Annotated in this window: 17 protein-coding genes; 13 read left to right on the top strand and 4 right to left on the bottom strand. The window is 43.2% G+C overall.

What is annotated here, in order from left to right:
* The first annotated feature begins 64 nt into the window (after positions 1 to 64).
* From AC3WTF_RS17230 to AC3WTF_RS17195, 8 genes are all read left to right on the top strand, one after another.
* Positions 65 to 352 carry an autorepressor SdpR family transcription factor gene (locus AC3WTF_RS17230; RefSeq protein WP_492314322.1) on the top strand — a complete coding sequence of 96 codons (288 nt, stop codon included), beginning with the start codon at positions 65 to 67 and terminating at the stop codon, positions 350 to 352.
* Positions 349 to 984 carry an SdpI family protein gene (locus tag AC3WTF_RS17225; RefSeq protein ID WP_032869257.1) on the top strand — a complete coding sequence of 212 codons (636 nt, stop codon included), beginning with the start codon at positions 349 to 351 and terminating at the stop codon, positions 982 to 984. The genes AC3WTF_RS17230 and AC3WTF_RS17225 overlap by 4 nt, the downstream gene beginning before the upstream one ends.
* A gap of 229 nt (positions 985 to 1213) precedes the next feature.
* On the top strand, positions 1214 to 2419 hold the full coding sequence (locus AC3WTF_RS17220) for an ornithine--oxo-acid transaminase (RefSeq protein WP_004393130.1): 1206 nt from the start codon (positions 1214 to 1216) through the stop codon (positions 2417 to 2419).
* Between the two features lie 223 nt (positions 2420 to 2642).
* Complete coding sequence (locus tag AC3WTF_RS17215; protein WP_020958097.1) at positions 2643 to 4043, top strand: amino acid permease; 1401 nt, start codon at positions 2643 to 2645, stop codon at positions 4041 to 4043.
* A 73-nt stretch (positions 4044 to 4116) separates the two neighbouring features.
* On the top strand, positions 4117 to 5007 hold the full coding sequence (gene rocF, locus AC3WTF_RS17210; protein WP_007407883.1) for an arginase: 891 nt from the start codon (positions 4117 to 4119) through the stop codon (positions 5005 to 5007).
* A 130-nt stretch (positions 5008 to 5137) separates the two neighbouring features.
* Entirely contained in the window at positions 5138 to 6253 is a 1116-nt protein-coding gene (locus tag AC3WTF_RS17205) for a response regulator aspartate phosphatase (RefSeq protein ID WP_032868107.1), read from the top strand.
* Entirely contained in the window at positions 6240 to 6374 is a 135-nt protein-coding gene (locus AC3WTF_RS17200) for a hypothetical protein (RefSeq protein ID WP_007407881.1), read from the top strand. Before AC3WTF_RS17205 ends, AC3WTF_RS17200 begins: the two co-directional genes overlap by 14 nt.
* Before the next feature lie 47 nt (positions 6375 to 6421).
* Positions 6422 to 6895 (top strand): GNAT family N-acetyltransferase, encoded by a 474-nt coding sequence (locus AC3WTF_RS17195; RefSeq protein WP_076424842.1) that lies wholly within the window; start codon positions 6422 to 6424, stop codon positions 6893 to 6895.
* Between the two features lie 29 nt (positions 6896 to 6924).
* On the opposite strand, the gene AC3WTF_RS17190 is transcribed toward AC3WTF_RS17195, so the two are convergent.
* Positions 6925 to 7905, bottom strand: coding sequence for an aldo/keto reductase (locus AC3WTF_RS17190; RefSeq protein WP_119027060.1), 981 nt, complete (start codon positions 7903 to 7905; stop codon positions 6925 to 6927).
* Between the two features lie 181 nt (positions 7906 to 8086).
* Here AC3WTF_RS17190 and AC3WTF_RS17185 point away from each other — a divergent pair, with 181 nt between their 5' ends.
* The 5 genes from AC3WTF_RS17185 (at position 8087) to rlmH (ending at position 11380) form a co-directional block, all read left to right on the top strand.
* The gene (locus tag AC3WTF_RS17185) at positions 8087 to 8836 is read left to right on the top strand and encodes a YiiX/YebB-like N1pC/P60 family cysteine hydrolase (RefSeq protein WP_020958093.1); all 750 of its coding nucleotides are present in this window, start codon (positions 8087 to 8089) and stop codon (positions 8834 to 8836) included.
* 10 nt (positions 8837 to 8846) lie between these two features.
* Positions 8847 to 10007: a YycP family beta-propeller protein gene (locus AC3WTF_RS17180; protein WP_129004221.1), complete on the top strand. Its 1161-nt coding sequence runs from the start codon at positions 8847 to 8849 to the stop codon at positions 10005 to 10007.
* Between the two features lie 318 nt (positions 10008 to 10325).
* The gene (locus AC3WTF_RS17175) at positions 10326 to 10496 is read left to right on the top strand and encodes a hypothetical protein (protein ID WP_007407875.1); all 171 of its coding nucleotides are present in this window, start codon (positions 10326 to 10328) and stop codon (positions 10494 to 10496) included.
* A 153-nt stretch (positions 10497 to 10649) separates the two neighbouring features.
* The gene (locus AC3WTF_RS17170) at positions 10650 to 10820 is read left to right on the top strand and encodes a CxxH/CxxC protein (protein ID WP_004393147.1); all 171 of its coding nucleotides are present in this window, start codon (positions 10650 to 10652) and stop codon (positions 10818 to 10820) included.
* Positions 10821 to 10900: 80 nt separating this feature from the next.
* Complete coding sequence (gene rlmH, locus AC3WTF_RS17165; protein ID WP_007614932.1) at positions 10901 to 11380, top strand: 23S rRNA (pseudouridine(1915)-N(3))-methyltransferase RlmH; 480 nt, start codon at positions 10901 to 10903, stop codon at positions 11378 to 11380.
* An 84-nt stretch (positions 11381 to 11464) separates the two neighbouring features.
* Here the strand turns inward: rlmH and AC3WTF_RS17160 are convergent, their stop codons facing one another.
* From AC3WTF_RS17160 to AC3WTF_RS17150, 3 genes are all read right to left on the bottom strand, one after another.
* On the bottom strand, positions 11465 to 12118 hold the full coding sequence (locus tag AC3WTF_RS17160) for a hypothetical protein (protein ID WP_047936347.1): 654 nt from the start codon (positions 12116 to 12118) through the stop codon (positions 11465 to 11467).
* A 69-nt stretch (positions 12119 to 12187) separates the two neighbouring features.
* Positions 12188 to 13393, bottom strand: a complete 1206-nt coding sequence (locus tag AC3WTF_RS17155; protein WP_047936346.1) for a restriction endonuclease subunit S — start codon at positions 13391 to 13393, stop codon at positions 12188 to 12190.
* Positions 13394 to 13395: 2 nt separating this feature from the next.
* Positions 13396 to 14949, bottom strand: coding sequence for a type I restriction-modification system subunit M (locus AC3WTF_RS17150; protein WP_047936345.1), 1554 nt, complete (start codon positions 14947 to 14949; stop codon positions 13396 to 13398).
* Between the last annotated feature and the right edge of the window lie 10 nt (positions 14950 to 14959).

Here is a 14959-nt window from a genome sequence, read left to right as displayed (position 1 = left end):
ATGGTTGATATTTAGATATATACTTAAATATCTAAATTATGTATGTATGAGAGGGGGAAAGTTTTTGAATAAAACTTTTAAAGCACTGGCCGATCCTACAAGGAGAAGAATTTTGGATTTATTAAAGAAACAAGACATGACGGCTGGTGAAATTGCGGAACACTTCGACATGTCAAAACCCAGTATTTCTCATCACCTTACCATATTGAAAAATACTGATTTGGTTCACGATGAGAGGAAAGGCCAATTTATTATGTATTCATTAAATACCACTGTATTACAGGATCTTATAGGCTGGTTCTTTTCTCTGACTGATTCAGAACATGATAATAAGAAAGGCGGGGAATCATGAAAAAATATCTCTTTTCGGCAGGAATCATAGTTTTAACTGTTTTCACATGGGTTTGCACATATTCATCTTTACCGGACAATTTGGCGACACACTGGGGATTAAACGGAAGTGCAAATGATTACCAAACGAAAGCTAATGCGATGATGATGCTTATTGGCATCATGATTATTCTATATATTTTAATGGTTATCATCCCTAAGATTGATCCTAAAAATAACTACAAAACGTTTATCCGGCCATATATGGCTATATTTAATACAATGTTTGCGGTTCTGTTTGTCATTAATCTGATTACCATCTTGACCGGCCTGGGGTATGATCTCCCTATATCTTATTTAGGAAACTTTATAGTGGGAGTCATTTTCATGGTGTTTGGAAACTTCATTCAGATCGTTAAGCCTAATTTCTTTTTAGGGATAAGAACACCTTGGACGCTGAGCAGTGAAAGCGTTTGGAAGGATACACACAGGGTTAGTTCGAAACTTTTTGTCTTAGCGGGCATGCTCATGATGCTTGCAGCTTTTTTGCCGCCGGTGTATAGAGTGTCAGTCATTTTCATGGCTGCAATCGGCTGTATCATATTATCTTTACTATATTCTTACATTGTATATCAGAGACAATTGAATAAATAACTGTTGAGTAGGAGCAATCTAATTGGATTGCTCCTATTTTGTCAGCGGGAAACGCAAAAAAATTTTGCGCTTGGCTGAAGTTTGCACACAAACTGCCGGAAAATTTTGCGGGAAAAGAAAGAATGCTGGCGAAACATCCCGTTTTTTCGGATTGGCACGGAACTTGCTTTATAAAAAGGGAAAGCAAGATCTAATGTTGAATGATTACAAAACAAGGGGGAATCAGATTATGTCAGCTTTCACAAAATCTCAAGAAATTATCAGCCAAACTTCACATTACGGCGCGAACAACTATCATCCTCTGCCGATTGTTATTTCCGAAGCGCAGGGTGTTTGGGTAAAAGACCCTGAAGGCAATCAATATATGGATATGCTGAGTGCTTATTCTGCGGTGAACCAGGGGCACAGACATCCGAAGATCATTCAGGCGCTGAAGGATCAGGCGGATAAAATCACTCTGACGTCACGCGCGTTCCATAATGATCAGCTCGGTCCGTTTTATGAGAAAACAGCCAAGCTGACCGGAAAAGATATGATTCTGCCGATGAATACGGGGGCGGAAGCCGTTGAATCCGCTGTCAAAGCGGCGAGACGCTGGGCATATGAGGTCAAAGGAGTAGCGGATAATCAGGCGGAAATCATTGCGTGTATCGGCAACTTCCACGGCAGAACGATGCTTGCGGTATCCCTTTCTTCAGAAGATGAGTATAAACGCGGTTTCGGACCTATGCTTCCGGGTATAAAATTAATTCCATACGGAGACGCAGAAGCGCTGCGCAGGGCGATCACGCCGAACACAGCCGCTTTCTTATTCGAACCGATTCAGGGAGAAGCGGGCATCGTCATTCCGCCGGAAGGATTTTTACAAGAAGCGGCCGCCATTTGTAAGGAAGAAAATGTGCTTCTGATCGCTGATGAAATTCAGACGGGACTCGGCCGCACAGGGAAAACATTCGCGGTTGACTGGGAAAATATCGTACCGGATATGTTCATCTTAGGCAAAGCGCTCGGCGGGGGCGTCTTCCCGATTTCGTGCATCGCGGCGAACCGTGACATTCTCGGCGTGTTTAACCCGGGTTCCCACGGCTCGACATTCGGCGGAAACCCGCTCGCTTGCGCGGTATCGCTCGCATCTCTTGAAGTCCTTGAGGAAGAAGGGCTGGCAGAGCGTTCCCTTCAGCTTGGCCGTTATTTTAAAGAAGAGCTTGAGAAAATCGATAACCCGATCATAAAAGACGTGCGCGGACGCGGCCTGTTTATCGGCGTTGAACTGACAGAAGCGGCCCGCCCGTACTGTGAAAAGCTGAAAGGCGAAGGGCTTTTATGCAAAGAAACACATGATACCGTGATCCGTTTTGCACCGCCGTTAATGATTTCCAAGGAAGACTTGGACTGGGCGATCCAAAAGATCACAAACGTGCTTCAAAACGCGTAAAACTTTGATGCGGCAATGCTTTCCCTCGGCTTGTATGGAATTTACAAATAAAAAATTCAGCACACTCTATTTGCGCGGCGACAGTATTTTAGTATAATGTATCTTTATGTACGAAAATGAATTTCATATAACATTCATATACAAATAGAGGCTCTTTGGACAGCAAATCGGTTTCAAAGCACCGGCTTGGTTCCAATACAAGTTGCTGAAGGGGTGCAGAATAGTGAATACAAATCAAAAAGAGAATCAGCTTCAGCGCACAATGAAATCACGCCATTTGTTTATGATTTCTTTGGGCGGAGTGATCGGCACCGGGTTTTTCCTGAGTACCGGATTTACAATTAACCAGGCGGGACCGCTGGGCGCGGTTCTGTCTTATCTGGTCGGCGGTTTTATAATGTTTTTGACAATGCTCTGCTTAGGCGAGCTTGCGGTTGCCCTTCCCGTATCAGGGTCGTTTCAGACGTACGCAACCAAATTCATCAGCCCCGCTTTCGGTTTCGCATTCGGCTGGCTGTACTGGCTCGGCTGGGCGGTGACATGCGCCATTGAGTTTTTATCTGCGGGACAATTGATGCTCCGCTGGTTTCCGCATGTTCCCGTATGGGTGTGGTGCCTCGTGTTTGTCGGCCTGATGTTTCTGTTGAACGCCATTACCACAAAAGCGTTCGCTGAGTCGGAATTTTGGTTTTCCGGTATTAAAATTTTAGTCATTCTGCTGTTTATTATTTTGGGCGGCGCCGCCATGTTCGGCCTGATTGACATGAAACACGGCGAGCAGGCTCCTTTCTTCTCTCATTTTTATGAGGATGGATTGTTTCCGAACGGCATTAAGGCTATGCTTATTACGATGATTACCGTAAACTTCGCGTTCCAGGGAACGGAGCTGATCGGGGTTGCCGCGGGAGAAAGTGAAAATCCTGAGAAAACGATTCCGCGCTCTATCCGGCAGACGGTATGGAGAACGCTTGTCTTTTTCGTTCTCTCCATCATCGTCATTGCCGGGATGATTCCGTGGAGGCAGGCGGGAGTGGTCGAAAGCCCGTTTGTCGTGGTGTTTGAACAAATCGGTATTCCATATGCCGCCGATATTATGAACTTTGTTATCTTAATTGCGCTGCTCTCAGTGGCCAACTCAGGCCTGTTTGCATCGACGCGTATCTTATATGCTATGGCGAACGAAGGACAAGCCTTTAAATCGCTCGGCAAAATAAATAAACGCGGCGTGCCGATGAACGCTCTGATCGTGACGCTGGCCGTCGCCTGCCTGTCACTGCTGTCTAAAGTGGCAGCGCCGGAAACCGTTTATATGTTTCTCTTATCATTAGCCGGACTAAGCGCGCAGGTCGGCTGGATTACGATTTCCCTGTCACAGCTGATGTTCAGACGGAAATACATCCGCGAAGGCGGCAAAGTGGAAGACCTGAAGTTTAAAACACCGCTGTACCCGGTGCTGCCTATTATCGGGCTGACGTTAAACACGGTTGTTCTGATCAGCCTCGCATTTGATTCAGAACAGCGGCTCGCCCTTTATTGCGGCATCCCGTTCATGGCGGTGTGCGTTATCGTCTATCATCTGTATGTAAAAAAGCATAAGCAGTCAGAAAAACAGATAGAGCTTTAAATCTTTTCGTGTCCAAGTCATCTTTGAGAAACCCGCACAGGACAACATACAACATGTTGAGGTGGAAAAACGGATGAACAAGAATATCTCAGTTATTGGAATGCCGATGGATTTAGGACAAGCACGACGCGGAGTGGACATGGGCCCGAGCGCCATCCGCTACGCGCATCTCATTGAACGGTTATCTGACATGGGGTATGCGGTGGAAGACTTAGGCGACATCCCCGTCAATCGTGAAAAACTCAAAAATGATGAAGAGCTGAAAAATCTGAACTCTGTGCTCTCGGGGAACGAGCAGCTCGCCCAAAAGGTGGACAGCGTCATTGAGAATGAGCGGTTCCCTCTCGTCTTGGGCGGCGATCACAGCATCGCGATCGGAACGCTGACAGGAACGGCAAAGCACTATAAACAGCTCGGCGTCATCTGGTACGACGCGCACGGCGACTTAAACACCCTGGAAACATCGCCGTCAGGCAATATTCACGGAATGCCGCTGGCCGTCAGCCTCGGCGTCGGGCACGACACGCTGGTGAACCTGGGCGGGTATGCCCCGAAAATCAAGCCGGAGAACGTCGTCATCATCGGCGCGAGATCGCTTGATGAAGGCGAGCGTGAATACATTAAGGAAACAGGCATGAAGGTCTATACGATGCATGAGATTGACCGCCTCGGCATGACAAAGGTCATTGAAGAAACCATTGACTACTTGTCAGACTGTGACGGCGTTCACCTCAGCCTTGACCTCGACGGCCTTGATCCGAGCGACGCACCCGGCGTAGGCACACCTGTCGTCGGCGGCATCAGCTACCGTGAAAGCCACTTGGCAATGGAAATGCTGTATGATGCCGACATCATCACTTCAGCTGAATTTGTCGAAGTCAACCCGATCCTCGATCACAAAAACAAAACCGGCAAAACAGCGGTCGAGCTGGTAGAATCTTTGTTGGGAAAAAAACTATTATAAAATATGCGCCTCCGCACCTGCGGAGGTTTTTTTGTTGCCACGAGGAAACTAGCGGGCTGCCACCCTCTTTTTGAACCTGTAAATATGATATATTTATTACACAAAATGGGAAAGGGAGGTGTCCTGACAGATGGCTGAGGTGATGGCCCACGAAACAGTTGCGAAAAAAATCAGTGACTGGTATGAGGAAATCAAAAAGCACAACACTGAATCGGCTGAGGCGTTAAGAGAACAACTGCTTACGGATCTGCAAAATATGACACAAAATCAAACGGTGCTCCTTTATTTTAATTTAATTGATTCCCGCTATAAGCTTTTGATGGAAGAGTATGAGAAAACAGACGGCATTTTAAAAACGATCCAGCTGAACGCCGATAAAGAAAAAACAGACCAGATGATTCAATACTATTATTATTTCTTTTCCGGAATGCACGAGTTTTACCGTAAACGGTTTATGAACGCCATTAATTTTTACCGGATTGCTGAAAGCAGGCTCCGGCACATACCGAATGAGATTGAAAGAGCCGAGTTTAATTATCAAGTGGCGATTGCCTACTATGAAATCCGCCAAAACTACTTTGCGATGAACCACGCGGAAAAAGCGTTGGAGATCTACAAAGCCAATGAAATGTACGCGGTCAGAGAAGCACAGTGTTTAATGGTGATCGGCTGTAACAGAATGGACTTGTTTCACTATCAGAAAGCCGAAGAGCTCCTGCAGACGGCGGTTCATCAAGCCGCCAAAGCGGGCGATCCGCATATTGAGGCGCTCGCCCACTTTAACGCAGGCATTTGCTATGAAAGACAGGAAAAGCTTGAGGAGGCGCGGGTCGAGTTTGAAACGGCTCTCGATCAAAAGGAGCATTTGCAATCAGCGTATTCGGTGCGGAGTCTGTACATGCTGGCCAGAGTGTTATTGAAACAGGAACAGGCGGATGAGGGCCGGTTTTGGCTGCATAAAGCGCTGAATGCCGCTGAAGAAAAAAACGAGCCCGTATACACCCAAAAGCTGCGCATCTTACAGCATGTCTTTATTGACCGCAATGAAGAAGCGCTTGAATCAGCTTTCGCCGAGTTAAGAAGGAAAGAGCTGTGGAGTGACGTTTCCGACTTGTCGTATCAGGCCGCGGCGCATTTTAAAAAACAGGAGAATTACAAACCGGCGGCGAAGTATTTTCAAGAATCAATTGATGCCAATGACCAAATTTTGAGATTAACGGAGGGGATTCGTAATGAAAACATGTAAATTCATTGTACTCTCAGCAGCCTTGGCAAGTCTCATTTCGATTGGATTATTTGCGCAAACTGGTTCAACGGCACAAGCCGAACAAATCATAAAACCGGCGGAAAACGGAGCCTTCGGATAATACTTCATGATACCGCTTTCAGTCTGTGTTTTGTAAGGAGTGATTCAATGGCTATCACGCTGCAGCCGATGACAGAACAAGAATTTCAGTCCTATCTCGCCCATTCAACCAAGCATTACGCTGAAGAAAAGGTAAAAGCGGGAACGTGGCTGCCTGACGAAGCGCCGGAATTAGCGGAGCTGGCGTTTGAAGACCTGCTTCCTGACGGCTTGGAGACGGCCGATCACTATTTATGGACGCTGACATTGGACGGAAAGGAAAATGCCGGCTGGCTGTGGCTGCACGCCGATCCGGACCACCCGCAGCAGGACGCATTTATTTATGATTTCGGCCTTCATCCGCCTTTCCGCGGCAAAGGCTATGCAAAAGAGGCGCTCGCAAGGCTGGAGGACAAAGCCAAAGACCTGGGTGTCCGCAAGATTTCTCTCCATGTGTTCGCTCATAACGAAACGGCGCGGAAGCTGTATGAGAAGACCGGATTTCTGGAGACGGATGTCATCATGAGCAAAAAGCTGTCATGAAAAGAGGCCCGCACGATGGGCCTCTTTTGTTATTCATCTAACAATGTCATCATGTGTTCCGGATAACGCTCGCCGGCCGCCGTGCCGATCGGAAACATCTCATCCAAACGCGCCTTCACATCCTCGGGAAGCACAATGTCGAGAGCGGCGAGGTTCTCTTCCAAGTAGTGTTTCTTTTTTGTACCCGGAATCGGAATAAGGTCATCGCTGTTTGCGAGAACCCATGCGAGCGCAAGCTGAGGAGCAGTGATATTCATTTCCCGGGCAATGGCGGTAAGTTTTTGGACGAGCCCTATATTCACCGCCAAATTGTCTCCCTGGAATCTCGGCGTTCTTCTTCTGTAATCATCGGCATCCAGCTGATCGGTCGACGTCATCTTTCCGGAAAGAAAACCTCTGCCGAGCGGACTGTAAGGCACAAATGAGATGCCGAGCTCACGGCAGGCGGGCAGCACATACTCCTCCGCTTCCCTGCTCCATAAAGAATATTCCGATTGAAGCGCGGCAATCGGGTGAATGCGGACGGCGCGCCTGATCGTTTCTGCGGAAGCCTCTGACAATCCGATATATCTCACCTTTCCTTCGTCTATCAGCTCCTTCATGGCGCCGACAGTTTCTTCAATCGGCACCCGCGGATCAACCCGGTGCAGATAGTAAAGGTCGATATAATCCGTCCCAAGGCGTTTCAGACTGGCTTCACACGCTTTTTTCACATAATCGGGCCGTCCGTTAATTTCGATAAACTCACCCTTTTCGCTTCGGACATAACCGAATTTCGTCGCGAGGTAAAGCTCCTTTCTGAATGGGGCGAGTGCTCTGCCGACAAGCTCTTCATTTGCACCCAATCCATATTGATCAGCCGTATCAAACAAATTCACGCCGAGATGAACGGCATGATGCAGGGTGGAAATCGACTCTTCCTCACTCTGGCTGCCGTAGTATTCCGACATGCCCATGCACCCTAACCCCATTGCGGAAACCCGCATCGAACCGATCGTTCTGTCCTTCATATGTCCTCCCCCTTTCTTGTATGATAACCGGATTTCCTGATATTTGAAAATGTTTATGCATATGATTTACATATTGTTATAAAATTTTTAAAAATCTGTAAATTATCTATTTTTTTATCGCAATTCCGTCATATAATACAAATGTGGAAAAATTATACTCAAAGAAAAGAGGCGAAGTAATATGTGTAAAAAGTTGTTCAAAGCCGTCCTCCCGTTTGCCCTGTCATTCACCATGGTTCTGTCATTCTCCGGTATGAATGTAAAAGCGAAAGAAACAGAAACAGCCCGCTACGCAAAAGAAATCGCAGACCTTCAGCAGGGCACGACCCCTCAAGACGTTCTCCAATCCGCAAAAGAGCTTGCCAAACAGAAGCACGTTTCAACAGAAGCAATTCTCAAGCAGTTTCATCAAGAAATCACGGCAGACAAGGTGCAGGGAAATGTAATCGCTTCCAAAGAAGGGCTCTCTGCGATGGGCGGATCGTCAGGAACCAAAAAACTTCCGAAAAGCACAAAAGGCAATATTTATTACACGAACTCATACACCGCTTATTACAACCACGGGCATGTCGGCATGTATTCATCCGCTGATAAAATTGTTGAATCCGTGCCGGGAGACGGCGTCCGCCAGATTGCTTATAACGGCAGAGAAGTCGAAGACAATTCAATCGTTCAGACCGTGAAAGTTACCGATGCCCAAAAACAAGCCGCCGCTGACTGGGCTGTATCAAGAGTTGGTGATGAGTACTCCTTCAACTTCGTCAATAACAGAAATACGGGCCATGAAGGCGCCAAAAACTGCTCAAAACTGCTGTGGTCGGCATTCCTCTTAAAAGCCGGGATTGATATCGACTCTAACGGCGGCTTAGGCGTATACCCGCGCGACATCACAAGCTCGTCCTACACAACCACGATTCTGACCATTCACTAAAGAGAACAACGTGAAAAAAATCATCTGGATATCCTTAGTGATCATCGCCGCAGCGATCTTATGCTTCTTCTATTTCCGCACGGAAGACCCTGCGGAGGTTGCGAGAGACACATTAAATGACCCTGATTTTCTGAAAGATAAAGAGGCGCTGCTGTACTTCTCCACTGCGGCTGACCAAGACACGTTCGGCGGCGGAAAAAGCTACGCCCTCTTCGCCGATGAAAAAGGACGGCTCTCTTCTTATCACATGAAGGGGCTTGAGCTCGGATCGGCCAAAGTGCATGACGGCAGCGTGCTGCTGGAGGACAAAAAAGGAATCTATACCGTTCAGGACGGCCTTCACACATATAAAAGAGCGTACCAGCATACGGGAGACAGCGCGGGATATATCGAGCGGGCGAAAGGCTTTTACACGCTGTATAATTCGGGCTACGACAAGAGCGGCGGCAGCTATCGCTCAGAGCTGTACCGCCAGATTGACGGCAAGTGGAAGCAAGACGTCATCCCGCACTATATCCGCGCTTCAGGCTTTTTTAAAGATCATCTTTTCGCACTCACGCCGACAGATGACGAAAAAGGCTATCACGTTCAAGACATTCAGGCTGATAAAGAGAAGCTCCATACAAAATCAATCGCGACATGGACGTATAAAGATGGCACGTCTGTCGAATCCCAGCTCGCCGCGGACGACAGCGCCGTCTGCTTTGTCACCAGAGGGGAAAAAGCAGATCACATCTATCAAATGGTGAAAGTTATGAGAAAGAGCGGCGCCATCAAAACGTATGATATCGCCGCTTATAAAAATGACGAACAGACGATCTATGACTCCATGCCGTTCAGCTTCAAAAAAAGCTTTTTCATGGAGCGGCGCAGCTTCTATTTCGTTGACGGCTTCGGAAACGTGTACCGTATCAACTCTGAGACCGGAAAAAGCAAAAAAGCCTTCAAGCTCCCCGCATCACGAATGAAAGCCGACTTCAAGGAGCTGACCCATCAAAACGGAAAGCTGTATCTGTTCACGTACAGCTACAAAAAGCCTGCCAAAATCGAATCCTTCGACCTGAAAACGGGCAAAAAGCTGAACGACCTGACCATCCCAAATTTAAAAAACATCGTCACGCCGAAAAGCCATCTCAAGCTGTATGATGTGCAGGTGATGGGTGGGTTTTGAAGAGTATAAACATATCGGAAGAGCTTGCCGTTTTGGTAAGCTTTTTATAATGAAACGTTACTGCAAGAAAGAAGGTGGTCATTTGAAATCATTCAGTATCTTCTTATTGTTGTCCGTCATTTGTATAACCATTGTTTTTGTCATAATGAATATGTTGATTGGATACCCTGATGTGAGTAACGGGGCATTGATTATGATTGTATATATCGTTGTGACCCTCATGATAAGGCTATATAGCAAGAAAAAAGCCGACCGAACATAGAGATAGAGGAATTTGAACCGTAAAAGCAGAAGACAGTCAGATGAAGGAGGGAGCCGATGAAGAAAAAGCTTGCCGCGGTGACCGTAACCATTCTCCTGGTTTCCGTAATTACCAACTCTTTTTTAAACGGCGGAAAGCCGGACTGGATTGATGTTTGCTCTACACTGCTGGCGTGTCTATTAGGAATTCTGTTCGTCCTTCGCTTAGAAAAAAGAGAAAACACGTAAAGAGCCGGATGCTGAAAACACCGGCTCTTTTTGCGCGTGATTTGCCGAATTGTGGATAAAACTCAGCCCGAAGCACTACTAACATGTGTATAAATAGGTTATATTGAAAGGAGAACAATTGCCGCGCGCAAAAGAAAATCGGAGGATGTAACAATGAAAACCGCTTATTATTCTTGTGAAGAACATATCGAAACCGTGCTGGACATGTACATAGATGATCATGAACTTCCGCCCGAAATCAGAAAAATCGAACATACTAACAGTTTATCCACAGCCTGTGAATTATGTGGGGACACTGCAACATATCTAGTAGGGAACGAATGATCCTACACAAAATACAGAAAAGATATCCACAATTGTGGACAATATATATGAATAACTTGTTTCTAAAGTGGGGATGACCTGTGAATATCAATATTGTGACCATCGGAAAACTAAAAGAAAAATACCTCAAGCAAGGCATTGAAGAATACAAAAAACGACTCTCAGCCTACGCAAAAATCGACATCATCGAACTCCCGGACGAAAAAGCGCCGGAAAACCTGAGCGACCAAGACATGAAAATCGTCAAAGACAAAGAAGGCGAACGCATCCTGGCCAAAATCAGCCCGGACACCCATGTCATCGCCCTCGCCATCGAAGGAAAAATGAAAACATCCGAAGAACTGGCCGATACAATAGATAAGCTGGCGACATATGGAAAAAGCAAAATCACCTTCATCATCGGCGGCTCACTCGGCCTAAGCGACGCCGTCATGAAGCGCGCAGACGACAAACTGTCATTCTCGAAGATGACATTTCCTCATCAGCTGATGCGGCTGATTCTGGTGGAGCAGATTTATCGGGCGTTTCGGATTAATCGCGGGGAGCCTTATCATAAGTAAATGAGGTTTTTTGAGAAAATAAGAACCAGCACAAGCACCTTTCAAAGTGGAGGGTGCTGTTCCTATAAAAGAATGGTTATGAATTTAATGATATTCAGATTCCATTTCAGCTTTAAGTTCATTTCTTTGTTCCAATATATCTAACAAATAAGATGACATATTGTCTAAATCTCTGTATACATCATTAAAAAACTGTACGAAGTTTTCTAAGTCAATTACAACGTTGTTGAATTCTGTAATGTAAAATTGTGGTTCCAAATCTCTTGTTAAGGAATAACGAGCAAATGTAATATCGTAAACTTTTTTGCCATTATCTTTGACAGTTTCAATTTTAGTATAGAGTTCATCAATATATTTTTCTAATTGTAAAGACCATTGTAATGCTTCAGTTCGGTTATCAAATTCTATTATTAATTTTTTCGTTTCCTTTATTAAATTTTTAAGATTATGAGATGGCTCAAAGGTTTTAGCTTTATTTAATAGCTGATTTAAATTCCAACACATGGCTTTTAAGTAGACTTCAATACCATGATTTAAATTAAATATAATAGGAAAAATTAACATATCTGCCTTTTTATCATGATTGTCCTTTATGCAGATTTCGGCTAAAGAAATTGATGAATTCATAAAACCCTCTGCTATTACAAGCATATTATGAATATGATCAAATCGGTTTGTTCTCCAATTCATGTAAGCATTTTTATTGATGTCAGTATTATATGAAAAAATAGGTTTCATCGAGAAAACCTCCTTGTTTTTTTAAAAAAACTAGAGTACGTTCATAATACTCTAGCTTTTTATCCGTTATTAAACAAACATTTGATGCATGAAGGCTTGTTTTTTTTGTTGTAATAATTCTAGTTTTTGTTCCTCAAAAAGTAATTTCTTATCTAAATTACTTAAGAAGTTACTAATTAATAATTGTTCATCAAACGTTGGAATATTAACTTGAATATTCATAAAGGCAGCTTTATTTAATACTCTATTTCGACCAGCACCACCTGGAGAAGCATTGCCTAAACAATATTTAAAATATTTAGTAGTAAAGAAATATTTATAAAAATCTTTATGATGATTTTCTTTAAATAAATAGGTTGGGAATCTATGCGAAACTAATTTTCCATGATCAGTATTATCCGCTACTGCTAGAGCTTGTTCCCAAGCAAATGTTATGTTAATAATAAAATCACCTTCATGTACTACATAAAGCTTATCCATGCTTACAGATTCTACATTGGTAACTAGTTCATGAAATGTACCTCTTGCATGACTTCGAAGGCCTAATCTCATATAAGCATTTGTAGGTTTATCTACTTCACGTAGATTAAGTTTTAAAATGTCACTAACTAATTTTCCTTCCCAGTTGGGGAAACTCTTACCATTTGCATCTTTAAATCGCAATTCTTGATTAAAAATCTTCTGCATATAGCCTTTTTTCTTTTCTTTCAGCAAGTTGATTTTTTCTTGTTGAAGTTGGATTTTTTGATCAATTAGCTGTAAGAAAGAAGTAATTTTTTTTTGTTCATCATATGAAGGGAAATAGCAACTTAGTTTTTTAATTGAATCTGCATATAAATGTGTTACTGTTGCACCTTGTGCTAAAGTTGATAATTTATATTTGCGTTTTCCATTTATTTGATAACTTAGGAAATGGCCGTTTACTTCAGTAGAAGGAGTAAGGATATTTAAATCTCCACCAATTAATACATTATCTAGATTTAAACTACTTGCACAAGCAATATCAATGGCAGTTTCACCTGATGAAGGTATTAATACATCATATTTCTTAGCTTTTATAAGAGAATCTGAATTTTTTGCTGTTCTACTGTGAACTTCATTAATGACAGGTCCATATTTTGTATAAAGTTCCCCATATAAGATACATGGTTCACCTGTTTCATATAAATCTGCTTTTGATAGGTCTTTGCCTTTAGAGAATGAACAAACTGATCCTAAGTTATTTTCAATCCATTCATCATTAAATTCATTAAATCTTAATTTAGGTGCACTCATCCTTACACCCCCAACTCTTTAAAGTACTTCTCTAACTCACGGTCCACTTCAGCAATTTCATCATCAATTTCTTTTAGACGTTGTTCCACTGCTTGTAAATCAATCGGAACTTCTTCTTCAAATGTATCCACGTAGCGTGGGATGTTTAAGTTATAATCATTTTCTTTGATTTCCTCTAATGTAGCTGCGTATGAATACTTGTTGATTGTTTTGCGACTTAAGAATGTAGCAATAATTTTTTCAACATGTTCATCAGATAAAAGGTTTTGATTTTTTCCTTTTTCAAATTCCATAGATGCATCGATAAATAATACATTGTCACCATGCTTACGACATTTTTTGAATACAAGGATACACGTTGGAATGCTTGTGCCATAGAAAATGCTCGCTGGTAAACCAATCACTGCATCTAAGTAATTTTTTTCTTCGATTAAGTATTTACGAATGGCTTCTTCTGCCGCTCCACGGAATAGTACACCATGTGGTAATACAACTGCCATTGTACCATTATCATCTAATTGATGGACAAAGTGTTGAATGAATGCAAAGTCTGCTTTTGATTTTGGTGCTAGTTTTGCATAGGCACTAAAACGCTCATCGTCTTTAAATTTATCCTCTGCGCTCCATTTTGCAGAGTATGGAGGATTGGCAACGATTGCTTCAAAGCGCTGGTCGATATGTTGTGGTTCTTCTAATGTATCCGCATTTTGAATATCGAAACGTTGGTAAGGGACATTATGTAGCAACATATTCATGCGAGCTAAGTTGTATGTTGTTGATACTTTTTCTTGTCCGTAATATTTGTGTACTTTAGCTTCTTTACCTACACGAAGTAGCAAAGATCCTGAACCACAAGCTCCGTCATATACATCACGTATTTCTGATTTTCCCGCAGTTACAATCTTCGCTAAGATTTTAGATACTTGTTGTGGCGTATAGAACTCTCCAGCTTTCTTCCCTGCGTTTGCTGCGAATTGAGAAATCATGTATTCGTATGCATCACCTAAAATATCAATTTCTACATCATCTTGTAAAAATGGAATATCGGCAATGTTGACAATTACTTTACAAATTAAATTTGTACGATCCTTCACTGTACGCCCTAAGCGGGAAGAAGTTAAATCCATATCGTCGAATAAATTTTGGAAATCATCTTGGCTTTCAGTACCTAAAGTAGATGATTCAATTGCTTTTACACCGTTTTGTAGCATCTCTACATCAAAGTTACCATTTGCCCCTTTTTCGATTTCTTCAAGGAAACGTGAGAACAGGAATTGCGGCTCTACTACATAACCCAACTCATCAATAAGATACTCTGCTAAGTCCTCACGGTATTCTTCATTTTCCCATGCTACTGCATAAGATATGTTATCGTCTTTTAGTAATTTTTTTGCACGTGCTTCTACCTTTTCAGATAAGTAACGATAGAAAATTAAGCCTAAAATATAATCCTTAAATTCGTTGGCATCCATTTGACCTCGTAAATCATTTGCCATTGCCCATAATTTTTTATGTAATTCAGCTTGTTGTTGACGTTGTTTTTCACTTGTTGTCATAATAAGTTCC

This window comes from Bacillus sp. EB106-06-01-XG163, from assembly GCF_058791615.1.
Note: the sequence above shows the minus strand (reverse complement) of the source record. Positions and strands in the feature narration are given on the sequence as shown.

Excerpts from the sequence above, each read along its gene's own strand:
- AC3WTF_RS17225 (WP_032869257.1), top strand. The coding sequence starts at position 349 with ATGAAAAAATATCTCTTTTCGGCAGGAATCATAGTTTTAACTGTTTTC.
- AC3WTF_RS17220 (WP_004393130.1), top strand. The coding sequence starts at position 1,214 with ATGTCAGCTTTCACAAAATCTCAAGAAATTATCAGCCAAACTTCACAT.
- rocF (WP_007407883.1), top strand. The coding sequence starts at position 4,117 with ATGAACAAGAATATCTCAGTTATTGGAATGCCGATGGATTTAGGACAA.
- AC3WTF_RS17205 (WP_032868107.1), top strand. The coding sequence starts at position 5,138 with ATGGCTGAGGTGATGGCCCACGAAACAGTTGCGAAAAAAATCAGTGAC.
- AC3WTF_RS17200 (WP_007407881.1), top strand. The coding sequence starts at position 6,240 with ATGAAAACATGTAAATTCATTGTACTCTCAGCAGCCTTGGCAAGTCTC.
- AC3WTF_RS17195 (WP_076424842.1), top strand. The coding sequence starts at position 6,422 with ATGGCTATCACGCTGCAGCCGATGACAGAACAAGAATTTCAGTCCTAT.
- AC3WTF_RS17190 (WP_119027060.1), bottom strand. The coding sequence starts at position 7,905 with ATGAAGGACAGAACGATCGGTTCGATGCGGGTTTCCGCAATGGGGTTA.
- AC3WTF_RS17185 (WP_020958093.1), top strand. The coding sequence starts at position 8,087 with ATGTGTAAAAAGTTGTTCAAAGCCGTCCTCCCGTTTGCCCTGTCATTC.
- AC3WTF_RS17175 (WP_007407875.1), top strand. The coding sequence starts at position 10,326 with ATGAAGAAAAAGCTTGCCGCGGTGACCGTAACCATTCTCCTGGTTTCC.
- AC3WTF_RS17170 (WP_004393147.1), top strand. The coding sequence starts at position 10,650 with ATGAAAACCGCTTATTATTCTTGTGAAGAACATATCGAAACCGTGCTG.
- AC3WTF_RS17160 (WP_047936347.1), bottom strand. The coding sequence starts at position 12,118 with ATGAAACCTATTTTTTCATATAATACTGACATCAATAAAAATGCTTAC.
- AC3WTF_RS17155 (WP_047936346.1), bottom strand. The coding sequence starts at position 13,393 with ATGAGTGCACCTAAATTAAGATTTAATGAATTTAATGATGAATGGATT.
- AC3WTF_RS17150 (WP_047936345.1), bottom strand. The coding sequence starts at position 14,949 with ATGACAACAAGTGAAAAACAACGTCAACAACAAGCTGAATTACATAAA.